20 protein-coding genes are annotated in these 23257 nt (G+C 51.6%); 3 read left to right on the forward strand and 17 right to left on the reverse strand.

Annotation, left to right across the window (positions count from 1 at the left end):
- The first annotated feature begins 136 nt into the window (after nt 1-136).
- The 3 genes from QJ036_RS00570 to nhaC are packed head-to-tail and all read left to right on the forward strand — an operon-like array spanning nt 137 to nt 5323.
- Entirely contained in the window at nt 137-2191 is a 2055-nt protein-coding gene (locus QJ036_RS00570; RefSeq protein ID WP_283229481.1) for a hydantoinase/oxoprolinase family protein, read from the forward strand.
- Entirely contained in the window at nt 2184-3854 is a 1671-nt protein-coding gene (locus QJ036_RS00575) for a hydantoinase B/oxoprolinase family protein (RefSeq protein WP_283229482.1), read from the forward strand. Before QJ036_RS00570 ends, QJ036_RS00575 begins: the two co-directional genes overlap by 8 nt.
- On the forward strand, nt 3851-5323 hold the full coding sequence (nhaC, locus tag QJ036_RS00580) for a Na+/H+ antiporter NhaC (protein ID WP_283229483.1): 1473 nt from the start codon (nt 3851-3853) through the stop codon (nt 5321-5323). Before QJ036_RS00575 ends, nhaC begins: the two co-directional genes overlap by 4 nt.
- A 135-nt stretch (nt 5324-5458) precedes the next feature.
- Here the strand turns inward: nhaC and holA are convergent, their stop codons facing one another.
- The 17 genes from holA to QJ036_RS00665 form a co-directional block, all read right to left on the reverse strand.
- Complete coding sequence (holA, locus tag QJ036_RS00585) at nt 5459-6439, reverse strand: DNA polymerase III subunit delta (protein ID WP_283229484.1); 981 nt, start codon at nt 6437-6439, stop codon at nt 5459-5461.
- Complete coding sequence (locus QJ036_RS00590; protein ID WP_283229485.1) at nt 6436-7404, reverse strand: carbohydrate kinase family protein; 969 nt, start codon at nt 7402-7404, stop codon at nt 6436-6438. Before QJ036_RS00590 ends, holA begins: the two co-directional genes overlap by 4 nt.
- A 134-nt stretch (nt 7405-7538) precedes the next feature.
- Nucleotides 7539-8561 carry a helix-turn-helix domain-containing protein gene (locus QJ036_RS00595; RefSeq protein WP_283229486.1) on the reverse strand — a complete coding sequence of 341 codons (1023 nt, stop codon included), beginning with the start codon at nt 8559-8561 and terminating at the stop codon, nt 7539-7541.
- 33 nt (nt 8562-8594) lie between these two features.
- Nucleotides 8595-11147 (reverse strand): DNA internalization-related competence protein ComEC/Rec2, encoded by a 2553-nt coding sequence (locus tag QJ036_RS00600; protein WP_283229487.1) that lies wholly within the window; start codon nt 11145-11147, stop codon nt 8595-8597.
- A gap of 14 nt (nt 11148-11161) precedes the next feature.
- Nucleotides 11162-12127, reverse strand: a complete 966-nt coding sequence (locus tag QJ036_RS00605; RefSeq protein WP_283229488.1) for a GerMN domain-containing protein — start codon at nt 12125-12127, stop codon at nt 11162-11164.
- Between the two features lie 14 nt (nt 12128-12141).
- Complete coding sequence (locus QJ036_RS00610) at nt 12142-13569, reverse strand: sensor histidine kinase (RefSeq protein ID WP_283229489.1); 1428 nt, start codon at nt 13567-13569, stop codon at nt 12142-12144.
- A gap of 1 nt (nt 13570) precedes the next feature.
- Nucleotides 13571-14260 (reverse strand): response regulator transcription factor, encoded by a 690-nt coding sequence (locus QJ036_RS00615; protein WP_283229490.1) that lies wholly within the window; start codon nt 14258-14260, stop codon nt 13571-13573.
- A 32-nt stretch (nt 14261-14292) separates the two neighbouring features.
- On the reverse strand, nt 14293-14895 hold the full coding sequence (locus QJ036_RS00620) for a ComEA family DNA-binding protein (RefSeq protein WP_283229707.1): 603 nt from the start codon (nt 14893-14895) through the stop codon (nt 14293-14295).
- Nucleotides 14896-15064: 169 nt separating this feature from the next.
- Nucleotides 15065-15493 (reverse strand): DMT family transporter, encoded by a 429-nt coding sequence (locus QJ036_RS00625; protein ID WP_283229491.1) that lies wholly within the window; start codon nt 15491-15493, stop codon nt 15065-15067.
- 65 nt (nt 15494-15558) lie between these two features.
- On the reverse strand, nt 15559-16788 hold the full coding sequence (locus QJ036_RS00630) for a 6-phosphofructokinase (RefSeq protein WP_283229492.1): 1230 nt from the start codon (nt 16786-16788) through the stop codon (nt 15559-15561).
- A gap of 124 nt (nt 16789-16912) precedes the next feature.
- Entirely contained in the window at nt 16913-18217 is a 1305-nt protein-coding gene (locus tag QJ036_RS00635; protein WP_283229493.1) for a class II D-tagatose-bisphosphate aldolase, non-catalytic subunit, read from the reverse strand.
- Nucleotides 18218-19159, reverse strand: a complete 942-nt coding sequence (locus QJ036_RS00640; RefSeq protein ID WP_283229494.1) for a PfkB family carbohydrate kinase — start codon at nt 19157-19159, stop codon at nt 18218-18220.
- A 10-nt stretch (nt 19160-19169) separates the two neighbouring features.
- Nucleotides 19170-20036: a D-psicose 3-epimerase gene (locus tag QJ036_RS00645; protein ID WP_283229495.1), complete on the reverse strand. Its 867-nt coding sequence runs from the start codon at nt 20034-20036 to the stop codon at nt 19170-19172.
- A 24-nt stretch (nt 20037-20060) separates the two neighbouring features.
- Nucleotides 20061-20621: a 6-phospho-3-hexuloisomerase gene (gene hxlB / locus QJ036_RS00650; protein WP_283229496.1), complete on the reverse strand. Its 561-nt coding sequence runs from the start codon at nt 20619-20621 to the stop codon at nt 20061-20063.
- Between the two features lie 16 nt (nt 20622-20637).
- Complete coding sequence (hxlA, locus tag QJ036_RS00655; RefSeq protein WP_283229497.1) at nt 20638-21276, reverse strand: 3-hexulose-6-phosphate synthase; 639 nt, start codon at nt 21274-21276, stop codon at nt 20638-20640.
- Nucleotides 21277-21300: 24 nt separating this feature from the next.
- Nucleotides 21301-22131 carry a glucose-6-phosphate isomerase family protein gene (locus QJ036_RS00660; protein WP_283229498.1) on the reverse strand — a complete coding sequence of 277 codons (831 nt, stop codon included), beginning with the start codon at nt 22129-22131 and terminating at the stop codon, nt 21301-21303.
- A gap of 82 nt (nt 22132-22213) precedes the next feature.
- Nucleotides 22214-23242: a substrate-binding domain-containing protein gene (locus QJ036_RS00665; protein ID WP_283229499.1), complete on the reverse strand. Its 1029-nt coding sequence runs from the start codon at nt 23240-23242 to the stop codon at nt 22214-22216.
- Between the last annotated feature and the right edge of the window lie 15 nt (nt 23243-23257).

A 23257-nucleotide genomic window follows, 5' to 3' on the forward strand; every position in this document is an offset into this window, starting at 1 on the left:
AGGCAGGAACTCTTCCTATTTTCGGAATATGACAGTAAATGATGCAAAGGAGCAGCCATGTGCACACTGTACGCGCATGGCTGTTTTTTTGCCGGCAAAACTGCTTCCATGTACAAAACAAAGGAGAGGAACTACTGTGAAAAAAATCAGAATCGGCGTCGATGTGGGCGGAACCAACACCGACATCTGCGCAATCGATGAGGCGACCGGCGAGCTGATGGTCTACAAGCTCCCGTCCTCCTTAAAGGACCAGTCCCAGGCAGTTGTGGGCGGTGTCCGGAAGATCGTTGAGAAATACGGCCTCAGCTATGAGGATGTGGACCGTTTCATCCACGGCACCACCGTGGCAACCAATGCAATTCTCGAGACAAGAGGGGCACGCACCGCTCTGATCACCACCAAGGGTTTCCGGGATCTTCTGGAGATCGGACGGCAGAAGCGTCCCGATCTCTATGATCTGCAGATGGACAAGGCTCCTGTCCTGGTCCCCAGAAACCTGCGGTTCGAGCTTTCCGAGCGAATGAATTACAAGGGCGAGATCCTGGATGCGCTCAGGGATGAGGAGATCCTCGAGCTCATTGAAAAATTAAAGGAGAGCAAGGCCGAGGCTGTGGCCGTTCTCTTTTTGAACGCCTACCTGAATCCGGAAAATGAAGCCAGAGTCCGTGCCCTCATAGAAGAGCATCTGCCCGGCATCTACATCTCCACCTCCAGTGAGATCTCCAACCAGTTCCGCGAATTTGAGCGGCTCTGCGGTACGGTACTCAACTCCTTCGTCGGCCCTGAGGTGAAGAAATATCTGGACAATCTGCAGAAAACCCTGGAACAGATCGGCATCCGGAAGGTTTATATCAACCATTCCAACGGCGGCCTCATGTCCATCCGGGAGGCGGCAGCCTACCCCATCAAGACAGGCCTTTCCGGCCCGGCTGCCGGTGTGATCGGTGTCCAGTATCTGATGAACCTGATCAACGTGAAAAATGTCATTACCATCGATGTGGGCGGCACCAGCACCGACATCAGCATGATTGTGGACGGCAATATTGAGAGCTCCAAGGACAAAAATATCAGCGGTTATCCCGTGCGGATCCCCTCCATTGATATTTCCACCATCGGTGCCGGCGGCGGCAGCATTGCCTGGGTGGATTCCGGCGGGATCCTGAAGGTAGGTCCCCAGAGTGCCGGAGCAGAGCCCGGTCCTGCCTGCTACGCCCGCGGCGGCACAGAGGCTGCCATCACCGATGCCCGCGTCGTGCTGGGACATCTGAACAACAAGGAACTTTTAAACGGCCAGCTTCCCATTGACGCAACCCTTTCCTTCCGGGCGGTGGAGAAGCTTTCCGAAAAGATCGGCATGAATGTGGAGGAAACTGCCCGCGGTATCATTACCGTCGGAAATTCCAACATCGTCAAGGAGATCAAAAATGTTACCGTAGAGAAGGGCTACAATCCCACCGATTTTGCCCTGGTGGCCTTCGGCGGCGCCGGTCCCCTCCATGCGGCGGAGCTCATCGAGGAGCTCAACATGTCCACAGCCATCATTCCCAAGACCCCCGGTCTTCTGGCTGCCTATGGCCTGCTTACCGAGGATATGCGGCGGGATTTTGTTCAGACCAACGTGCTGGATCTGAACCACATTGAATTTTCCGTCATTACCGATATGTATGACAGGCTGAAACGGGATGCTGCCGTCTGGTTTGACAAGGAGCAGATCCTCCCCGAAAACCGTCAGCTGGAATACTATCTGGATATGCGCTATAAGGGACAGAATTATGAGATCGCCGTCTCCTTCGACAATTCCATTGATTCCATGGAGAAGCTGACTGAGCGGTTTACGGAGACCTACCTGCGTCTCTACTCCTACTCCTCCAGCGACGAGATCCAGATCGTCAACTTCGGACTCTCTGCCATCGGCCATATCAGCAAGCCCCAGATCGAGCGGGAGGATTTCGTCGGCGAGGATGCTTCCGGCGCTGTCATGGGCAGCCGCATGGTGCTCATGGAGGACGGTACCCGTGAGAAATATCTCCTCTACGACAGGGAAAAGCTTCACTGCGGCAACATCATTGCCGGACCGGCCATCGTGGAACAGATGGATTCCACCACCATCATCCTGAAAAACCAGAAGGCTGTGGTGGACGAATACTTTAACATGATCATTACAAGAACAGGAGGCGCTTTCGGTGAGTAACATCAATTCCATTACCCTGGAGGTCATCTCAAACGGCCTTCTCTCCATTGCGGAGCAGATGGGCGTCATCCTGACCAAAACGGCATACAGTACGAATATCAAGGAGAGAAAGGACCTGTCGGTGGCCATTTTCGACGCTGACGGAAAGGTTCTCTCTCTGGCTCAGCACATTCCCATCCATTTCAGCTCCCTCTTCGGAGCCGTGGAGGAGGCCTTAAAGCGCTGGGACAAATCGGAGATCTACGACGGCGACGTGTTCATCGCCAACGATCCCTACACCGGCGGTGGCTCTCATCTGCCGGACATCGCTCTGGTGAAGCCGGTCTTTTATGAGGGAAAGCTCATCGCCTTCGTGGTCAACAACGGGCACCACGCGGACCGATCCAGACGAGGCCCCACCATCTACGACGAAGGTCTTCGGATCCCGGTGGTGAAGCTTTATGAAAAAGGAAAGCTCAACAAGGACATTTACGATCTGATCCTTTTAAACTTCCAGTTAAAGGAAGAGCGCCGCGGTGACATTCAGGCGCAGCTGATCACCAACCAGTTTGGTGCGGAAAAGGTCATTGAGCTGTGCAAAAAGATCGGACTGGAAACGTATTTTGACTTCTGCCGGGAATGGCTCAAATACGGAGAAAAGAAGGCCCGGGCAGCCATCAAAAGCCTGCCCGACGGCGAATATGAATTTGAAGATATCCTGGACGACGACGGACAGGGCAACGAAAACCTGCAGATCCGGGTGAAGCTGTGCATCAACGATGACCATATCCTGTTTGACTTCTCCGGAAGCCATCCCCAGGTCACCGGCCCTTATAACTGCGTGCGGAGCGCCCTTCTGGCCACCGTCTACTATTCGGTCAAATGCCTGCTGGACAAGACCATTCCGGCCAACTCCGGTTTCTTTGACAGCATTGAGGTGAAGGCTGAGCCCGGCACCATCGTCTGTGCCTCGGAGCCTGCTCCCACCTTTGACCGGGAAACCACCACCCAGCGGTTAGCCGACGTGATCTTCGGCGCCTTCGCCAAAATCGACCCGAAGAATGTCACTGCCGCAGGCTGCGGCGCCGTGACCTTTTTCAGCATCGCCGGACAGGACGCCCGTTCTGGAAAGCCCTATGTCTATGTGGAGACCATCGGCGGCGGCAACGGCGCCCGGTTCAACAAGGACGGTCTGGATGCGGTTCAGGTACATATGACCAATTCCTCCAACCTGCCCATCGAATCTCTGGAGATGGAGTATCCGCTCATGGTTGAGGAATACGCTCTGGAGGAGGATTCCGGTGGTCCCGGAAAGTACAGGGGCGGCCTTGCCATCCGAAGAGGCATCAAGATTCTGGAGGACAGCAAAAACACGGTTCTGGCGGCCGCTTCCACCGAGAGAAGCCGTACAAAGCCCTGGGGCCTTATGGGCGGCCTAGGCGGCGCCACCTCATATCTGGATATCCGCCGGGAAGGCGAAAAGATCAACGACCAGAATAAGGTCCGAAACGTCCCTCTGGAAACCGGCGACACCGTCACTTTGGTATCTGCAGGAGGCGGCGGCTACGGAGCCCCTTCCGAGCGCAGCATAGAAAGCGTAAAAAGGGATTATGAAGAAGGGAAAATCAGTCTGGATACGATCAAAGCATGTTATCCGGCTGCAATAAAGGAGGAAAATCAATGAGTAATGAAAAAGAGGCAAAGCGCGTCAGCTTTCCGGTGGCCATTCTCACCCTGGTGATCATGGTTGCCATCATGGCCTTCGGATTCCTGATCTCCAAGTGGATCTGGGGAAGCTCCCTTGCCACTGTAACTGTATTTATCTTGGTTCTTCTGGCCATGGTGATCGTTGCCCTCTGTGCCGGTTTTAAAATGAACGACATCCAGACAGCACTGGTGGACGGCTGTAAAAAAGCCATCCTTGTTGTCCTGATCCTGCTGACCGTCGGCATGGTGGTCGGAACCTGGATCGTTTCCGGCGTCATTCCTTCCATCATCTACTACGGACTGAAGATCCTTCATCCGTCCGTATTCCTGCTGGTAGGCTTTTTGATCTGCTGCATCGTATCCTTTTTCACCGGCAGCTGCTACACTGCTGTGGCAACCCTCGGTGTTGCATTCATGGGCATCGGCTCCGGCCTCGGCGTAGGCGCCGGCCTGACTGCAGGTATGGTTATCTCCGGTTCCATCTTCGGTGATAAGATGTCTCCGTTCTCCGATACCACCAACCTGGCTCCTGCCGTTGCAGGCACCGACATTTTCCTGCATATCAAATCCATGCTGTATACGACCGTTCCCGCCACGGTGATCGCGGCTGTTCTGTACTTCATCCTTGGTCTGCGGTACAGCTCTTCCAGCATCGATGTGGCTAACGTGACAGCCATCACCGAAGGGATTACCGGAGCCTTCAATGTGAATCCGTTCCTGATCCTGGTTCCTGTGCTGACGATCGTTCTTGTTATCAAAAAGGTTCCCGCCTTCCTGGCACTGCTGGCAGGCGCCCTCATGGGACTTGTGATCGCCTTCATCGCTCAGCCTCAGTTCGCCCCCGGCGCCATCTTAAATTCCATGGCTTCCGGCTTCAGCGGTGAGTTTGAGAACGCTATGGTGGCAAGACTCTTTAACCGCGGCGGTGTTTCCAGCATGATGACCACCGTTTCCCTGACGCTTCTCTGCCTGGCCTTCGGTGAACTGATCACCAGAATGGGTGTGCTTTCCGCCATCCTGGACAAGCTTGGTTCTCTGGTAAAGAAACCCGGTTCTCTCGTGATCACCACTCTGGTTTCCTGCCTGATGACCGTGATCCTGACTGCCAGCCAGTACGTGGCGATCCTGCTTCCCGGCGAGATCTTCCAGGATTCCTACAAGAAAGCAGACGTTGCCCCTTATGTTCTCTCCAGAACCCTGGAGGACGGCGGTACCATCTTCTCCTATCTGGTACCCTGGTCCGCAGCAGCCCTCTATGTATCTTCCACGTTAGAGGTCTCCACCACTGCTTACCTGCCCTACGCCTTCCTGCCGATGCTCTGCCCGATCTTCGCGATCATCTATGCGGCTACCGGATTTGCAGTATTTAAGACCGACGGCTCCCCTGTAAAGGGCAAAGGCCTTTGGTTCAATAAGAAGGCCAAGCTGGCTGCACAGAAGAAATAAGATATCCGTAAAATAATTTATCCTCCGTATGAGTCAGATCATACGGAGGATTTTTTCTAAAGCATTTTATTTTCCCTGTAACATTCATAAATATACGACGGATTTTCATAATACACACTGCATACGTTACAAGACTCATCGTTTTTCGGAAAGCTCCGTGATCAGAAGCTCCACCGCCAGCGTGTCGGCCAGACGTCCTGTTTTGACCGCCTCCTCCGCCTCCACACATTTTTCCACACAGGCTCTGAGCTCCGAAAGCCGGTAGCCCCTTGCCTGAGCCATGGCTTTTGCCGCCACAAAAGGCTGAATGCCTGCTTTTTTGGCGATCTCCTCCTTTCCCTTTCCCGAAGCTGCCAGCTCCTTCACCACAAGAAGCTGGTTAAACTGCCGTGCAATGAGAAAAAGGATGCGCATAGGCGGCTCCTTCAGAGCCATCAGATCATAGTATTTATCGAGGGCAGCCTTCTGCCGCCCGGATGCAAGATCCGTGATCATATCAAAAATCCGACCCGTGATCTGTACGGAACAGATGGCCTCCACATCGGCCGGAAGGATCCCCTCCCGCCCCTCCGTGTACGCCAGAAGCTTATCCAGCTCCGTCCGGATATGCTCCATATCATCCCCCACAGAGCTCAGGAAAAGCTCCATGGCCGCCTGGGAGATCTGTCTGTTTTCCTGCTTCAGAAGCCGCAGAATCCAGGCCTTCAGCTGCGCCTCCGGCTGGCGGGAAAGCTCCGTCACATAGCCAAGCTCCTTCACCTTCTTGTAGAGCTTATTGCGCTTGTCCACCTGCTCCTCCACAAACAGGAGCACCGTGCTGTCCGGCATGCCGGGCAGATAGGAGGCCAGCGGCTCCGCATCTTTTTTGAACAGACCGCTGTTCTCAATGAGGATCAGCCTCTTTTCGGCAAAGAAGGGCATGGTGTCCGCCAGGCTGATCACCTCGCTCACATCCGTTTCTTTCCCGTAAAAGCTCTGGAAGTTCATGGCATCGTCTCCCAGAATCGCCTCCCGAATCTGATTTTTATAGCTCTTTTTTAAAAAGGCCTCCTCGCCATACAGACAGTAAACCTTCTTAAAGGTTCGGTTTTTGATATCTTGATTCAGAATTTTCATTTCCTGAGATATTCCTCAAACTGCTCTGCCGTCGCATAGGAGGCAATGGCTCCGTTGCCCTGAACACTGTATTCACAGTACCGGTTGGAGAACAGCAGATACTCCGCCAGCTTCTCCGACGTCAGATCCTTCAGGGTATCCACGGTCACGCCATCCCTGGAAAGCTGATACAGGAAGGAACCGCAGAAGGCATCCCCTGCGCCGGTGGTATCGATGGCCTTCACCTTTCTGGAAGGTGCCTCGGCACAGGCTGTCCTGGTGTAAGCCTCCGCTCCGTCAGAACCCTTGGTATAGATCACCAGCTGAACATTGCCCTGGAACAGAACATCCTTTGCATCCTCCACCTTCGTCTTGCCGGTAATAAACTCCAGCTCCTCATCGGAGATCTTCAGCACATGGGCATAGGGAATGAATTCCAGGATCGCCCGGCGAAGCTCATCGTAATCCTTCCACAGAGGCAGGCGGATGTTAGGATCAAAGCTGATCATGTCACCGCATTCCAGTGCGTAGGTAATGGCTTTTCTGTGTGCCTCCTTCATGGGGAAATCACCCAGGCACAGAGAGCAGAAATGGAGGGCATAGGCATCCTCAAACCAGGATTTTTCCACCACATCCGCACTCATCAGCATGTCGGCGCTGGGCTTTCTGTAGAAGGAGAAATCGCGGTTTCCATCCTCTTTTAAGGACACAAAGGCCAGACAGGTATTTGCCTCATCGGTGCGAAGCACATGGCTCACATCAATGCCGTGGCCGACAAACTCATCCACGATCCTGTCACCGAAAGCATCCTGTCCCAGCTGGGTGATCATGGCTGCCGGGCCGCCAAGCTTGATATAAGCGCCGCCCACATTGGCGGGAGCACCGCCTACAACGCCTTTAAAATCCTTAACTTCCTTGAGTTCACAGCCGATCTGATGAGGTACAAAATCAATGAGCGCCTCTCCGATGGAAATCAGTCTCTTCATAATATCCTCCTGAATATTCGTCCTTTTTGCAGGCTTCCTTCAGCCTGTATCTGAATCCCATTTTATCATATTCTCATTGTCATGTCACTCAGTTTTCAAAATCCGCCTTCATTTTATATTCCGGGTACCGACGCCTACCGGCCCTCTTTTCCTCTGGCCACTGCCCTCACGACCGCATAAAGAGCCGCAAACAATACTCCGGCCACCGGCCAGATCAGCCCTGCCATCCGATAATTGTCTGTAACAAAGATCACGATCAGAAAAACAGCCGTCACCGTACACCAGTAAGCCGTCGCAAAAGCAGAGGTCCGTCTGGTGATCTCCTTGTTTTCCCTGGTATACTCCTCCTCCTGAAGGAGCTTCTGATAGCTTCCGTTGATCATCCCCACCCTTATAAAGGAATAGACTCCACAGGCAACCAAAAACAGAAGAAGTCCTACCCCGTAAACAAGTAAGAGTTCGTTTTCTTCTCCTCCCAGGACCAGTGCCGCCATGATGGGGATCACACTACCGATGCAGAGCACCACACCGGCTGCAATTCCCATCCGGAATGCAGGGGCAAAGGCTTCCTTCTTTTTCTCAACATATTCCCGGAGCCCCTCCTCCAGCCGCAGCGGCTCCTTTTCCAGATATTCATATTTCGAAAGCTTCATGCCATGAAGGATCAGTAAAGCCACCGCCGCCGCTATCATGACAAGCAAAACGATCACACCGATTCCTCCGGCTGCATTTTCTCCGATGAGATGGGACCGGTATTCAGACAGTCCGCCCAGTACCACCAGACAGATGGGAGACAGAATACACATGGAAACGGCTCCGGCGATCCATCTGGATTCCTTTCCTGTCACTTCCATAAAAGCATCTGCCTCATCAGCCGAAACAATGCGTTCCGTTTTCTCTGGCAGCACCTCCGCCGTCCTGCTCTCCGGATCCTCCGGCCTTCTGCCCTCATCCGTACAGGCCTGTTCCTTCAGAAGATAATCGGTTGTGACCCCGAATAACTCACTCATCCGGATAATTTTATCCAGATCCGGGATCGATGAACCGAGTTCCCATTTTGATACTGACTGTCTGGACACCCCAAGCTGCTCTGCCAGCCCCTCCTGGGACCACCCGCACTGCTTTCTCAGCAGTGCAATCTTTTCTGCGAGAATCATATGATTTCATCCTTTCTCCGTAATTTTCTGTCCCTATTTTAGCAAAAAATCCGGTTGACAACTACCAATTGCCCACGGAATTTTGTCAACTATCGGTTGCACCCGGGAAACTTCATCGAATGCATCCCCAATCGTAACTGTTTTTCCAGAACGCGCATCCTTTTGAAAAATCCACTTCCCGTTTTTCTGACCTGTCACAACAAGCTTTCTATTCAGAGCCTTTATTTGAACGGCGCCCAGTTCATCGGTGCGAAACACCTCCGTCCCCATATTCAAAAGACACTCCAGCGTTTCCTTATGCGGATGCCCGTATCGGTTATCGTTTCCCACGGAAATCACAGCTGTGCGCGGTCGGAGCACCTCATAAAACTCCTTTAAAGCAGAATTTTTCGACCCGTGATGGGGAACCTTCAGAACTTCGATCCCTTTTCCGTCCTTCACCAGAGCTGCCAGTTTTTCTGTCACCCTCTGCTGCCCCTCTCCCTCCAGGTCTCCGGTAAACAGCACATCAAACTGCCGCCAGGAAAACCACAGTACCATAGAATTCCCATTTCCATCTCCTTCCCCCTCACAGGTCTTTTCCGTCCCATCCTCCGGCCAGAGACAGGTAAAGGCTGCCTCCCCAACCCGAAGCCGCTCCCCTGCTTCCAGGTACAAAACCGGTATTCCAAGGGACTCCGCCTGCTCCTCCATGGCAGCAAGCCCCTGCTGCTCCCCCTGTCCCGCCGGCAGAATCAGGGTACCGATGCGCCCCAATTCCATAAGCTGGCAGATCCCGTTCGTATGGTCGGAATCGCCATGGCTGATCAGTGCAAAATCCACCCTTCCCACAGCCCTGCAGTCCAGAAAGGGTTCCAGAAGGTAGGGTCCCACCTGTTTTTCATCACTGCTTCCTCCGTCAATGAGAAAGGTGATTCCTTCCGGGATTCGCACAAAGCAGCAGTCGCCCTGTCCCACATCCAAAAAGGTCATTTCCAGTTTTCTATCGGGAAAGGGCATCAGACACAGAAGCAATCCGGTGAGACAGACCAGAGACAGTCCTCTCCAAACGCCCTTTTTTTCTACAGCCCGTCTCTTAACCGTGCTGCAAAGGATCAAAAGCAAACAGGCATACCCCGCCAGCTGCCAGCCCTCCGGCCTTCCGGTCCGCCAGATCGCAATCGGAAGGAGCAGACTTTTTTCCCCCAGGTATTGATAAAGGCGCAACAGCAGTCCCGCCGGAAACAGGACTCCTGACATTGCCCCCGGGAGCCAGCCTCCAAGCAGTGCTCCCGCCATGCCGGATGCCGCAACGACCGTAAAGAGCGGAAGCACCAGCAGATTTAAGCCCAGACTGTAAACAGGAATCTGATAAAAGAAGTACGCCTGGACCGGCAGGGTCATAAGCTGAATGGAAAGCCCCGGAAGGACAGGGCGGAGAAAGCCGGGAAGCTCTGCCTTTCTTAAAAGCGGATGCAGAAGTCCCAATCCGAGCACTGCCCCAAAGGACAGCAGAAATCCGCTCTGAAGCAGCAGAAGCGGGCTGGAGATCAGGAGCAGGAGGGCGGAAAAAGCGGCTGCCGATGCCATATCATACTGCCGCCCCATGGCCTGTCCTGCCCCGTACACCGAAAGCATCAGAAAAGCCCTTGCCGCACTCGTCCCCTCTCCGCTGAGAAGATAGTAACAGAATGCGGCCGCAGCCCCTGCCAGGGCTGCTGTCCGATAGGCGCCCTTTCGTCTTCGGCGAAACAGACGGTAGACTCCCATTCCGACCAGTGAAATATGCAGACCGCTGATGGCCAGCAGATGGCCGATCCCGCAATCCTCATACAGGGAAACCGTTTCTTTCTCCGCCGCCCATTTTTCTCCCAGAACCATGGCCCGAAAAAGGCCGGCCGTTTCCTCCCCCGCCGCCTTTTCCAGATTTCTTCCAAAGGCCTGCCGCAAAAGGCGCATTCCCCGCTTCAGATAATCGATCCTTCCCGACACCTCCAGAATCTGTCCCGCCTCGGCAAGGCAGGAGATCTTCCGGCTCCTGTAATAGCTTTTGCTGTCAAACTGCCCCGGATTTCCCGGTTCCTCCAGAGCAGAAACCGATGCCTCCATGGTGACGTTTCTCCCCTCAAGGACTCCATCCTCCAGATTCTCTCCAAACACCAAAACGCCATCGGCCGGATATGTCCCATCTGTCAGCCTGATCTCACAGCCCCGAAGCCACAGGCGGAATTCCTCCCGCTTTCTGCCGGACTGATAAGAAATATTACGAAGTTCGATCCTCTCCACGGTTCCAGACACCACCGCCGGTGCCTGTTCCATTCCGGATTCTGCCAGCCGTTTCTCCAGTTTTTCCAGATCGGATGAATGATATACCGCACTGCATCTGAAATACCCCAGCACAAAAAACAAGGGCAAAGCAAGCCATAAAAGCCTGCTCTGCCCGCTTTTCTTTTTTCCGTAAAAAACCACCGCCATCCCCGCTGCCGCAAAAAACGCCGCCAGAAGGCCGCCGGCAATCCCCGGCAGACCTCCCGACCCAAAGCCCTGCAGGATCAGCACCTCTCCAAGCGCATATGCTCCCGCATACCACAGCAATGGTCGTTTCAAATCTTCATTCCTCTCTATTTTCCGCTTTTCGTTCCGGTCTCCTGCTTCTCCATATATTCCAGATTCCTCTCCAGAGGCTTTTCCAGTGAAATGCTGTCCCGGAACCGGATATTGCTGACGCCCTCCACGGAGATCTGCACCTTATTCACATTGGGAAGCTCCGTCAGGGAATCGACAATGGAATAAATGGGAATATAATCGTTCACATTCAGCGCATCATTCAGAAACGCCGAATCAAAATTCACATAACAGATTCCCTTCCGCACCGACACGGAAAGAGCCGTCGCCGTATCCGGCAGCGTCGCATAACGCCCCTCTTCCGTAGGCCCTGCAAGCAGCTGTTCAATGACCAGCTGTTCCTTGGAAATGCCGGCGCTTCCCACCACCGTCCGCTCTGTCTCCAGGAGACTGGTTCCGCTCTCATCGGCAAAATACAAGGTCAGCTGTACCCGCTGCAGTTCTGCCGTACTGTCCCCGGAGCTCTCCACAAAGGAGGAGGCTGACATCAGAGTAATGGCATTGTTGGCCACATCTGTCAGAGGCTGGTCGTTAATATAAAAGCCGACAAACTCCACGCCGTCGATCTGCGTCAGCGTCTTTACCACCGCCGCCCGGCACATGATCTCGCGTATGGAATTCATCCCGTTATAAGCAGCATTGAAATAGACAAACAGCTGACCGCTGTCATTAGTCTGCATTTTTGTGACCTTGACCTCCTCGGGAATGGCAGACAGAAGCTCCATATTCTTCGGCGGCTGCCGGAGCGCCTCCACAAGCTCTTCGGCCAGAGATACCACTCCGTCCGTTTCTGTTTTTTCCGACTGATAGATCTCTGTTCCCAGCTTTGTCAGGCTCTGATTGGTATAATAGAGGAAATATTCTCCCTCAGACAGTTCAACCGGTTTATTCTCTTTCTTCCCACAGGCGGAAAGTCCGCAGACGATCGCCAGGAGAAGGACCAGATATTTCATTCGTTTCATGGCTTCCCCTCCTGTCATGCAATATAGATCAGCGGAATCCGCACTGTAAAGGTAGTTCCTTCGTTTTCTCTGCTGTACAGCTTAATGGCCCCGTGGTGGGAATAAACAATGCTTCTGGTAATGGCAAGACCCAGTCCGGTACCGCCCGCCGCTCTGGATCGGGCCTTATCCACCCGGTAGAACCGTTCAAACACGTGCTCCTGCGCCTCTTCCGGAATACCGATTCCGTTGTCAGCCACCTTCACATAGAAGAATTTGTGATCTGCGTTAAGGCTCACCTTTACCCAGCCGTCCTGATTATTATATTTGATGGCATTCTCCACCAGGTTGCTGATGGCCAGAGTAAATTTTGTCTTGTCCAGCTCGGCCAGCACCGGCCGGAAGCTCTCCAGCACCAGCTCCACATTTTTCTGCTGCGCAATGGGGCGGAGACGCTTCAGTGTCGCCTCCAGCAGGTCATTGACATTGATCTGGGTCACATTGAGCTCCGTGGAGGACTTATCCATACGGACAAGGGTCAGCAGATCCTCTATGATCTGGCTTTCTCTGTCGATCTCCTCAGAAATATCTCCCATAAATTCCCGGTAAAGCTCTACCGGCACATCCTCCTGACTCATCAGAGAGTCAGCCAGCACCCGGATGGAGGTGATGGGGGTCTTCAGCTCATGAGACACATTGGACACAAACTGCTGTCTTGAATCATCCAGCTGTCTCAAACGCTTCAGCGTCTTATTATAGGCATCGGAGACACTTTTTGTCTCTACGAAATCATTGACCTTGATCTCCTCGCCGAGAGGATTTTCCGTCGCATGATTCAGGGAATCGGTGATCTTCTTAAAGGGCTTTACCATAAGAGAGGAAAGCACCGCAGCCAGAATGACCACCAGCACAAACTCAACGATCTCCAGCAGCAGGATCCTGCTTTCCAGCTTATCAGCCAGTTCATCCAGGGATCTTGTGGAGGAAGACAGGAGCATCACGCCGATGACCTCCGTATTATCTGCACCATAAACAGGCTGGGCGAAATCGATATACTGATCGCCCTGCCTGTAATTAACCTTTGCCTCACCGGAAAAGCACTGGAGCACCGCCTCCGAAATATTGTATTTCCCGGTATCGATCTCATATGTATCCTTGATGGTCTTGAAGCTTTTGTTTACCACAATGACGCGGCCGTCCTGCAGATTGGCCATCTGAACCAGCTCCGAGTCAATGACCTCATTTTTCGGATTCTCAATATATCCGCTTTTGGATACCTGATTCACCACGATCAGCCACTGATTCTGGATCCTCGCGATTCTGGACTGGACCTCGTTGGCCGCCGACGTGGCAAGGACGATCCGGTTGATTACAATGACCGGCACCGTTCCCACAAGCACCAGCATAATGAACCAGATCAGCCTCAGGCTTTTGAACCGCCTCGTCTTTTTTTCCGTTTTCATTTTATCCCTTGAAAAAATAGCCAACGCCCCATTTCGTATATACATACTGCGGATCGCTGGGGTTTGCCTCCACCTTCTCACGCAGTCTTCTCACATGTACATCCACCGTCCGGACATCGCCGGGATATTCATAGCCCCACACAAGATTCAGAAGCTTCTCCCTGCTGTATACCTTGCCGGGATTGGTGATGAGGAGCTCCAGAAGATCAAACTCCTTGGCCGTCAGATTGATCTCCCGGTCCCCGATAAATACACGGCGGCTCTCCTTATCCATGGTCAGCTCCTTCACCTTCAGGACGTTCTTCGGCTCGCTGTCCCTGGACTTTCTGGAATTTCTCCGGATAATGGCCTTGATCCTCGCCTTTACCTCAAGAATATTGAAGGGCTTGGTGATGTAATCGTCTGCCCCCATATCAAGGCCAAGGATCTTATCCATATCGTTTCCTTTTGCCGTCAGCATGATGATCGGCATATCGGAAAATTCACGGATCTGCTGGCAGACCTCAAATCCGTCATAGACCGGAAGCATCACATCAAGAAGCACTACATCGTACTCCTTCTGCTTTGCCAGCTCGACAGCCTCTCCTCCGTCATAGGCGCAGTCCACTTCCATGCCGTCCTGCTCCAGACTGAACCGCAGTCCTTTTACGATCAGCTTTTCATCATCAACCACCAAAATCTTATTCGCCATGTCTGCTCTCCCCTGCCCCGTTCCGGGCTTTCTCATCTGATCACAATCTGATCCTTCAGTTTTTCATACGCAGCCTGTTTGATCCCGGAAACATTCATGATCTCCTCCGGGCTCTGAAACGGCCCATGGCTTTCCCGATAAGCAAGAATTGCCGCCGCCCGGGCTTCGCCGATCCCGGGCAGGGTCATAAGCGCGGCCTGATCTGCATGGTTTAAATCCACTCTGGTATCCGCCTCGCCGGATACACCTGCGCTTCCCGCCTGTCCAAATCCATCTTCACCGTACTGTCCGCCATCCGGGATCTCCGAACGATACGGAACCACCAGCTTTTCTCCATCTGTCAGAATTCCTGCCAGATTCAGGTAATCCGCCGCCGCCTCTCCGGTCATTCCACCGGCCAGCTGTACCGCGTCCTCCGCCCGGCTTCCCGCCGAAAGCCGGTAAACTCCGGGATTTGCCACCGCACCACAGACATGAACAACAATCTGCGCTTCTGTCTGTGACGCAGCTTCGCTTTCCCCGGTCGTTTCTCCCGTCTCTGTCTTTTGTTCTTCCTGTCTGGCTGTCTCCTTCCCGGTCTCCAGCCGCACCTGTTCGCCGCAGGCCATCAGGCTCAGTCCGAGTGCCAGGCTCATCACGGTTATGATCACGTTGTTTCTGATTTATTTCATAAGCTCCTCCTTCCGGCGGAGCCCACTCTCATATGCTCCTATTCTATCAGAAACCAGATTTTATGACAAGTGCCAGTCCGGGGCTTCCGTCCCTTTTCTTTCAGCGGAAATTGCATTCTGTAACAGAACACCGCTACCATTTACAGATCAGGATCCCTGCCACCGAAACAGCCAGTCCCAGAAGCCGCCTCCAGGAAAAGGGCTCTTTTTCCATGCCGAACAGGCCAAACAGCTCGATGACATAGGCCACCGCCACCTGAGCCACAACGATCAGCATGGCAGCTCTCGCCGGTCCCAGTCCCTCCATGGCGCGAATGACCGTAAAGGTAATAAATGCCCCCATCACACCGCCCAGCAGCATATACTTCGGCTCTGCCTGCCAGAACGCCAGGATCGGCTCCCTTCCGGTAAAAAACCAGGCCGCAATACAGGTTAAAAACGCCGTCAGCTGTACAAAGCCGGCCGCCACCCACACACTGCTTGCCTTTGTTACTGCCGTATTAAACACTCCCTGAATACTCATCAGTGCACCGGAAATCAGCGCCAGAATAATTCCAAGCATAAAAAATCCTCCGTTTTTACGGATAGTATACCCGAAAAACGGAGGTAGTATGCCAAAGGCTGTATTTATCTGTGCTGTGCCAGATCCAGGAACACCGGAAGTCCGTCTTTCATCTTAACCGGAGCTGTTCCCTGGATCAGTGGAAGGGCATATTTGATATATCCTTCTCCGATATTGGTTCCATTGTCAGTGATCCACTCTGCCGGGAACTTCTTTTCCTTATTGCACACTTCGTTGACGTCAGTGAGCTGATAGGTGATCTTATAGTCCTCACCGGGCTCACGAATAAACGCTACCATCATACCGCTCTTTCCCTTCAAAGCGGCCTCAGCGGCAATTGATCCGGCCATTGCCGCTTCTTCAATATCCGTAGCGGAAGCCAGCGTCGCACCAGCTCGCTGTGCAATTCCCAATTCCAGTGCTCGGGTTCTTACACCAAGCTTCTCACCAATAACCTCAGAAAGGTATCTGCCGCTTCCAACCAGTGTTTTATGACCGAAGCTGTCAACCTTATCCGATGCGCCGGCATACTCACAAATAAAGGTTCCGTTTTTATCCGCAATACCCTCAGAAACGCATACGATCACATTGTTCGTCTTTCCCAGGCACTTCTTTACATCCTCCAGACATTTGTCCAGATCAAAAGCCACCTCCGGCAGATAGATCAACTGGGGGGCATCTCCTTCAAACTTCCTTGCCAGCACCGAGGAGGCAGCCAGCCAGCCGGCGTGGCGTCCCATAACCTCAACTACCGTTACACAGGGCGCAGCATAAACACCGGCATCCATAGCCGACTGTCGGATCACGGTTGCAACGTATTTTGCCGCACTGCCGTATCCGGGCGTATGATCCGTTACAATCAGGTCGTTATCAATGGTCTTGGGAACTCCCATGAAGATCATATCGCTTCCAACCTTCTCTCCGTAGCGGGACAGCTTGGAAACTGTATCCATCGAATCATTTCCTCCGATGTAGAAGAAGTATCCGATATTCATTTCCTCAAATTTCTTTAACAGCGTTGGATAAACCTCATCATTTAAATCCTCCGGCAGCTTAAATCGGCAGGACTTCAAATATGACGCAGGCGTTGTCTTGAGGATCTCCATCTCCTCCTTTGTCAGATCCGATAGAACGGTCGTTTTTCCGGCAAGAAAGCCTTCAATTCCATTGACCATACCATAAATCTTATCGATTTTCTCAGATCCCAGAAATCCCGTAACGACACCGTAAAGACTGGAATTGATCGCGGATGTGGGACCGCCGGACTGACCGACAATAACATTTTTCTTATTCATATGCATATCTCCTTTATCTACCCTTTATTTTTTATCATGGTTCACGCCATACTTCAAGATATATTTCATTTTTTTATACCATAAATCCCCTGATACCGGAGCTGATATCAGGGGGCTGTTCCTTTTATACGCCTTTATCTCTGTTCTGAACGGCAATCTTCATATTCTGATAATACCGTTCCATAACCGACTGGATCTTATCCTCTATCATAACTTCCGGTGAAGCCTCCAGCTTTCCTTCTCTGATCTTCTCATACTGCACCGGCAGATACTGGCTGATCAGATACAACGGAATCGGTTTTTTCCCCAGATTTTCGAGAAGCTGCCTTTTCGCTTCCAGAACCTCCGGGCGGGCGAAATAGTATCTTGCCCGGTCCGAATAGCTGTACCGACGCTTCAGCTTCAGTTCTCCTTCATTTCCATGGTAATAATGTTCCCAGTCAGCTGGATTCTGAACCATCGACTGCTCCAAAACCTCCATGAAATGGGAGGGAACAAGGCCCCAGGCCGGAGCCAGTTCCCGTTCTATGATAGAAAGTGAAAAAAGGGCTTCTCTGTGAGCAAAGGTAAGCTCGGGACCCACCTTTAAAATTCCCACTCCGTCGTTTACCATCTGCTGCAGACACTCGGGCGTCTGGTAATCGGAGGAATGACTTTCAAACACAAAAGGAGGGCGTGTTTTTAAAAGGTTGGCAAGCGGCCGGGCGGCCTCATCTTTAAAGTCATACACATGATCCTCCGAAAACTCCAGCCCGATCTGTGCCACAATGGCAAGAGTGTCCTCCCAGACCTGCGGAAGGCCGTGATCCAGAAAAGCATTCTGAAAGCAGGACAGAGTCTGATTCAGTGCCTCTGGCGTGGTGACCTGCATACTTTCCAGTTCCTCGGTTCCTCCCGGAACGGGAACTTCACTGCCGATCACATAAACCGGACGATAATTCCAGATTGTATCATTTTTTGTCTGTTCATAGGTCTCTTCCGAAATCTTTGCCAGTCTTGCTGCACGTTCTGCGATCTGTCTGTCGCCGAACTGCCTCGGATCCTCTCCCAGAAGCGGCATCGTCGGATCCAGATGGATCTTTCGAAAACCAGCTGCCACATACTGGCGAACCAGCTCCTCCGACCGTGCCATTGCTTCCTGCTCTGGAAGATTTCTCCACACAAACGGTCCCAAATGGTCTCCGCTGAGGATCAGTTTTTCCCTCGGAAAGCCGATCTCATCCGCAAACCTGCAGACCATGGAAACGTAATCCTTCGGCTTCATTCCGGTATATCCGCCAAATTGGTTGACCTGATTTACCGTCGCCTCACAGATAAAATAGCTATTTTCCTTCTGCGCATATTTCATACAAGCCTTCAGAACAACGGGATCGGAGCCCGTTACCGAAAAACAGGCTGTTTTTGTCAGTTCTTTTAAGGGATTCTCCATTTACAACTCTCCCTTCTCGATCATAGCCTCAATGGTTTCCCGGGAAATCTTTCCTTCCATAGGCCCGAACGCAGCCGTATTCAGTGCTCCTGCCGCAGCCGCCATCTTCATGGTCTCTTCGATGGATTTTCCTTCCAGAAGTCCGCATAAAAAGGCTCCATCATAGCTGTCTCCGGCTCCGGTTGCGTCCACCGGATCCACCCGGTAGATACCCATGTCATAAGAAGCATCCTTTGTATATACGGTACATCCTCGCGATCCCTTCTTTAACGCCAAGATCTCCAGCGCCGGATTCTGAAATGCTTTTTTCACAGCTTCTTCAATGCTTTTTTCTTCTGTGATCAGAAGAAGTTCCTCTTCTCCTGGCAAAAATACGTTGGCATTCGCTGCCACTCTCTGTACCGTTTTAAATACCTCAGGATCATGAAGAAGCTCTTTACGGATATTGGGATCAAACGAAATCTTTCCGCCTTTCTTCATAACTCCGTCCATCACCTTCAGGATTTCTCCCGCAAACTGTTTTTCTGCCATCAGCGAGCATCCCATAATGTGAAAATATTTTACATCTCCAAGTTCTTCAATCTCAGGAGCCTTACACTGTACTGCCGCCGAGTTTCCCATATGGAAAATGTATTTTCTTGACCCGTCCTCAAAATAAGTCACAAACGCAGTCCCTGTGGACAACGTCTCACTTTCGTTTACAAACCGGCAGTCTACGCCATCCGCCTTCAGACGTTTCATAAGACAGGTTCCGAACCCATCCTTTCCGATCCCGCCGATTATACCGGCGCTGTGTCCAAGACGTGCCACCGTATCTATGCAGATTGCCGGTGCTCCGCTTGGGTATGGACCACGGAAGGTTCCCGTTACATCCATATCAGTCCCAGACTCCGGACGCATGATCTCCACCAGCATTTCTCCCATGATCCATACTTCAGCCATACTGACCTCCTTACAGGAACTTCTTCCTCAAGAACTGAACTGCATCCTTCAGATACAGATCCATCTGTTTTTCATCGGCACCATTGCTCAGATCTCTCCAAACCTTCACATCTGCACCGACCGAACCTCCCGTCAGCAGGAACGGTTCCATGACAACGGCACCATCATAATGGATATCCTTCAGCGCCTGCCCGATTCTGTCCCAGGGAATATCCCTTCCCATTCCGGGAAGCTTCCGGTTGGCTTCTCCTACATGAACATGGCCAAGCTTATCTCCCGCCTGATAGAAAGATGCCACAATATCATCCTCCTCGATATTGGCATGGAAGGTATCTATGAGCAGCTTGACGCTGTCGCTTCCCACATCCTCCAGATACTGAAGTCCTTCCGTACAGTCGTTGATCAGATAGGATTCAAAGCGATTTAAGATCTCCATACAGAGGGTAACTCCTTCATCCTCAGCCACCTTGGCGATCTCCTTCATGCTTTCCACCGATCTTCCCCAGTTTCCGGGCTTATCCGTATCAGTAAAATCGCAGGGCCAGTAGGAATACATAGCCCCGATAAAGGTTTTTGCATCCAGGTACTTCATTCTGTGGATAATATTGCAGAGATAATCAATTCCGGCTCTCCGGATCTCCGGTACTCTGGATGCAATATCCTTATCCTTCGGCGGCCCAATGTTCAGGGTCAGTTCCATATCGTATTCCTTGGCTGCCGCCCGAATCGCTTCCAGCTCCCCAAGCTCCATTTCCAGTACATGGCCGGCTCCCATTTCCAGCACATCACAGCCCGCTTCCTTCATTTTCTTCAGCGTTTTCAGATAATCACATTTCCACTCAGTTCCCCAATAGGAATATAAACTTCCGAATCTCATCCTGCCGCCTCCTTTTCTTTTTCTTTACTCCAGATTTGCATGTCGCGAGAATGCACGGTCTGTAGGAATTCCAGCCTTCTCTCCCAGCGGGATCACCATGGCATCCCCCAGTACCAGCATACTCTGCTCAAACAAACTTCCTCCCGGAAGGATCGGACGCTCCATATCCTGATACTCTACCTTATCGGTATACGCAGGGATCTCAACCAACACATCGCTCATCTTTCCAAGGGTAGAATCCTTTTTGATCGTCATAACTGCAACGGTTCCGCCAATCTTCTTAGCCTTCTCCACTACATTTACCAGACCCTTTGTTTCGCCGGATCCAGAACCGGCGATCAGAAGATCCTCCTTTTCAAAGGCCGGTGTTGTGGTGTCCCCTACTACATAACTCTCGAACCCAAGATGCATAAGACGCATTGCCAGGCAGCGGAGCATCAGAAGAGATCTTCCTGCACCTGCTACATAAATCTTTTTTGCCTTACAGATGGCTTCCATCAGTACATCCACCTGTGCTTCATCGATTTTCTTTAATGTATTGGAAAGCTCCACTGCTGCCGCAGCTGCTGTTTCTGTCACCTTCATAAAATCCTCCTGTCGATTACTGATTGTTGTACTTGTCAAGGATCTCTCTCATCTGCTTTGCAACCTCTCCCATGTTTGGCTGATTGTAGATTCCGCCACCACTGATGATCACATCTGCCGGGCTCTGTACAGCGGCCTCAAAGGTTGACAGCTTAATACCTCCTGCGATTGCCTTATGGCACTTTACCTGATCCAGCTTTCTCAGTTCTTCAATGGGGTCTACACCGGTTGCCTGGATATCATATCCTACATGGACACATACATAATCCGGTCCCATTGCCTCTACCTCTTTTCCTCTGCTTGGAATATCCTTTACAGAGCACATATCCACCAAAACCTTACCCTTATATTCCTTTGCCAGATCGATAGCTGCTTTGATCGTATGGTCATCTGCCGCTGCCAGAACCGATACCATATCTGCACCTGCCTCAAAGCATACCTTGGGAACGACTCCGCCGCCATCCATAACCTTGATATCTGCGAAAACGATCTTATCGGGGTATTTTTCCTTTACAGTCTTTACCACTCTGGCACCCTCCGCGATCATAAGCGGTGTTCCCAGCTCGATGATATCCACATACTGTCCTACCTGATCCAGAACCTTCAGAGCCTCCTCTGTACTGAATAAATCTAATGCTACCTGTAATAATTTCATAATCCTTCTCCTTTCCGTGATTCCTTATTTCACAAGCTCATCGTGGTATACCAGCATGGACATAATCTCATCCACAAATCCATCTGGCTTTCCAAGGAATTCAAATGCCTCGGGATTCTTTTTATAGCTTTCGTAAACCGGCAGACCAAACTGGATTCCCAGATGAGGGTTCTCCTTCACCGTTGCGAACTTCGCCTTTGGAACATCCACATATCTGTCGTTTGCTTTCAGTTTTACTTCGCCGTTCTCCACCATCACATAAAAGCTCATTCCATGAAACTGTTTCACCGGACCGTAATGAACCGGACAAGGTACATAAGCCAAATTGGAGAATACCAGCGGGCCATCCCCGATATTCACGGAGCAGTGTCCATAGTTCGGAGGAATTAAAATGGTTTCACCTTCATGAACCGTCGCGAAGATCAGATCATCGACACGGACATCCGCAGGGTCCTCTGCGTCAAAGTTATCCGATTTCTGAAGAATATAAAGTGCGGTTCCTTTGATAACCTCATATACCTCTGCATAGGTGTTTGTTTTCTCCGGATTCCATCCGTGATAATGGCCGGAGGTTTTCTTGCATTCGCCATTTACCTGTCCCGGCATAATGATCGTAATATCATACCGATAATCGTCTTTCTTTAATAATTCTTCGTCCTCTGGATAAGCAATACCACGGTATACATCGTAAACCAGCTCATCCAGGGGCAGATCATGTTCATCTGCCAGAAGGCCCTGCATCTTTTCCACTGTTTTTCTTCCAAATCCATCATATTTCAGTAAAGCACTTAATGCCATTACATGATTTTTCTCGTCAATGTAAAGCGGAAGTCCGCTGTTTTTCAGTTCTAACATGATCCTTCTCCTTTTGCCGTATCCAAGAATTTTCAAGAAGCTGGAGCCCATGCCCAACGCATGGGCTCCCTGTTTTCATAATTTACTTCTTGTAGAATTCAGAAACGTTATCCTTTGTTACAAGAGTGAACGGAATCCAGGTTTCTTTTTCAACCTTCTTACCCTGAGCCAGTGCGATTGCCTTGTTAACAGCCTCAGCACCCTGAGTTGTACCATCCTGGCGAACACTTCCCTCTAACTCACCATCAGCTACCATAGCCAGAGCCGCTTCTGTCGCATCAACACCGATTACAACAATATCTTCACGTCCTGCCTCAATGCATGCCAGTCTTGCTGCAACTGCCATATCATCGTTATCACAAAGGATTGCATTAAGATCATCACCGTATAAGCTGATCCAGTCCTGAGCAAACTTGGAAGCTTTGTCTCCCTGCCACTCTGCAGACTGCTCATCTAACATTTCCCATCCAGATTCCTTATCCATAATATTGTGAATACCTTCGGTTCTCTGGATTGATGCAGTGTTACCAATAATTCCCTGAAGATGAACATACTTACCGGTGCTTCCCAGCTTGTCGAGCACAAACTGAGCAAGGATCTCACCTGCTTCTACGTCGTTGGAAGCAGAAATTCCTTCACAATCATCTGCATTGCTGGTCAGAGAGTTTACAAGTACTACAGGGATTCCTGCTTCATGAAGGATATCCACAACCGGTGCGCTGCCGTCCATCTCTGCGGGCTGCATGATCACGGCATCAACGCCGAGGTTTACAAGATCGTTTGCCTGGGAAACCTGAGTAGAAGGATCAGTCTGTCCGTCAAGAAGATAGTACTCTTCTACGATGCCATCTGCCTTTGCCTGCTCCAGAACTGCTTCTCCGCCGCCGTTGATAACCAGCTCAAAGGCGTTGCTCTGGTTCTTCTGAAGCCAGCCGATCTTTACGGGCTTGTCGCTTCCGCCTTCGTCTGCCTTGCTTGTGTCGTCAGCCTTCTCCGTGTCTGCCGCTGCCTTGCTTGTCTCGGGAGCCTTTGTCTCCTCCTTCTTACTTCCGCATGCTGCCATACCGAGAGTCATTGCCACCGCCATAAAAATTGCTACTGCTTTTTTCATTCTTTGTCCTCCTAT

It is taken from the genome of Fusibacillus kribbianus, assembly GCF_030053595.1.
Taxonomy (GTDB): Bacteria; Bacillota; Clostridia; order Lachnospirales; family Lachnospiraceae; genus Lientehia; species Lientehia kribbiana.

Coding starts and splice junctions, on each gene's coding strand:
- nhaC (WP_283229483.1), top strand. CDS start 3,851: ATGAGTAATGAAAAAGAGGCAAAGCGCGTCAGCTTTCCGGTGGCCATT.
- holA (WP_283229484.1), bottom strand. CDS start 6,439: ATGAAAATTCTGAATCAAGATATCAAAAACCGAACCTTTAAGAAGGTT.
- QJ036_RS00590 (WP_283229485.1), bottom strand. CDS start 7,404: ATGAAGAGACTGATTTCCATCGGAGAGGCGCTCATTGATTTTGTACCT.
- QJ036_RS00595 (WP_283229486.1), bottom strand. CDS start 8,561: ATGATTCTCGCAGAAAAGATTGCACTGCTGAGAAAGCAGTGCGGGTGG.
- QJ036_RS00605 (WP_283229488.1), bottom strand. CDS start 12,127: ATGAAACGAATGAAATATCTGGTCCTTCTCCTGGCGATCGTCTGCGGA.
- QJ036_RS00610 (WP_283229489.1), bottom strand. CDS start 13,569: ATGAAAACGGAAAAAAAGACGAGGCGGTTCAAAAGCCTGAGGCTGATC.
- QJ036_RS00615 (WP_283229490.1), bottom strand. CDS start 14,260: ATGGCGAATAAGATTTTGGTGGTTGATGATGAAAAGCTGATCGTAAAA.
- QJ036_RS00620 (WP_283229707.1), bottom strand. CDS start 14,895: ATGAGCCTGGCACTCGGACTGAGCCTGATGGCCTGCGGCGAACAGGTG.
- QJ036_RS00625 (WP_283229491.1), bottom strand. CDS start 15,493: ATGCTTGGAATTATTCTGGCGCTGATTTCCGGTGCACTGATGAGTATT.
- QJ036_RS00630 (WP_283229492.1), bottom strand. CDS start 16,788: ATGAATAAGAAAAATGTTATTGTCGGTCAGTCCGGCGGTCCCACATCC.
- QJ036_RS00635 (WP_283229493.1), bottom strand. CDS start 18,217: ATGGAGAATCCCTTAAAAGAACTGACAAAAACAGCCTGTTTTTCGGTA.
- QJ036_RS00640 (WP_283229494.1), bottom strand. CDS start 19,159: ATGGCTGAAGTATGGATCATGGGAGAAATGCTGGTGGAGATCATGCGT.
- QJ036_RS00645 (WP_283229495.1), bottom strand. CDS start 20,036: ATGAGATTCGGAAGTTTATATTCCTATTGGGGAACTGAGTGGAAATGT.
- hxlB (WP_283229496.1), bottom strand. CDS start 20,621: ATGAAGGTGACAGAAACAGCAGCTGCGGCAGCAGTGGAGCTTTCCAAT.
- hxlA (WP_283229497.1), bottom strand. CDS start 21,276: ATGAAATTATTACAGGTAGCATTAGATTTATTCAGTACAGAGGAGGCT.
- QJ036_RS00660 (WP_283229498.1), bottom strand. CDS start 22,131: ATGTTAGAACTGAAAAACAGCGGACTTCCGCTTTACATTGACGAGAAA.
- QJ036_RS00665 (WP_283229499.1), bottom strand. CDS start 23,242: ATGAAAAAAGCAGTAGCAATTTTTATGGCGGTGGCAATGACTCTCGGT.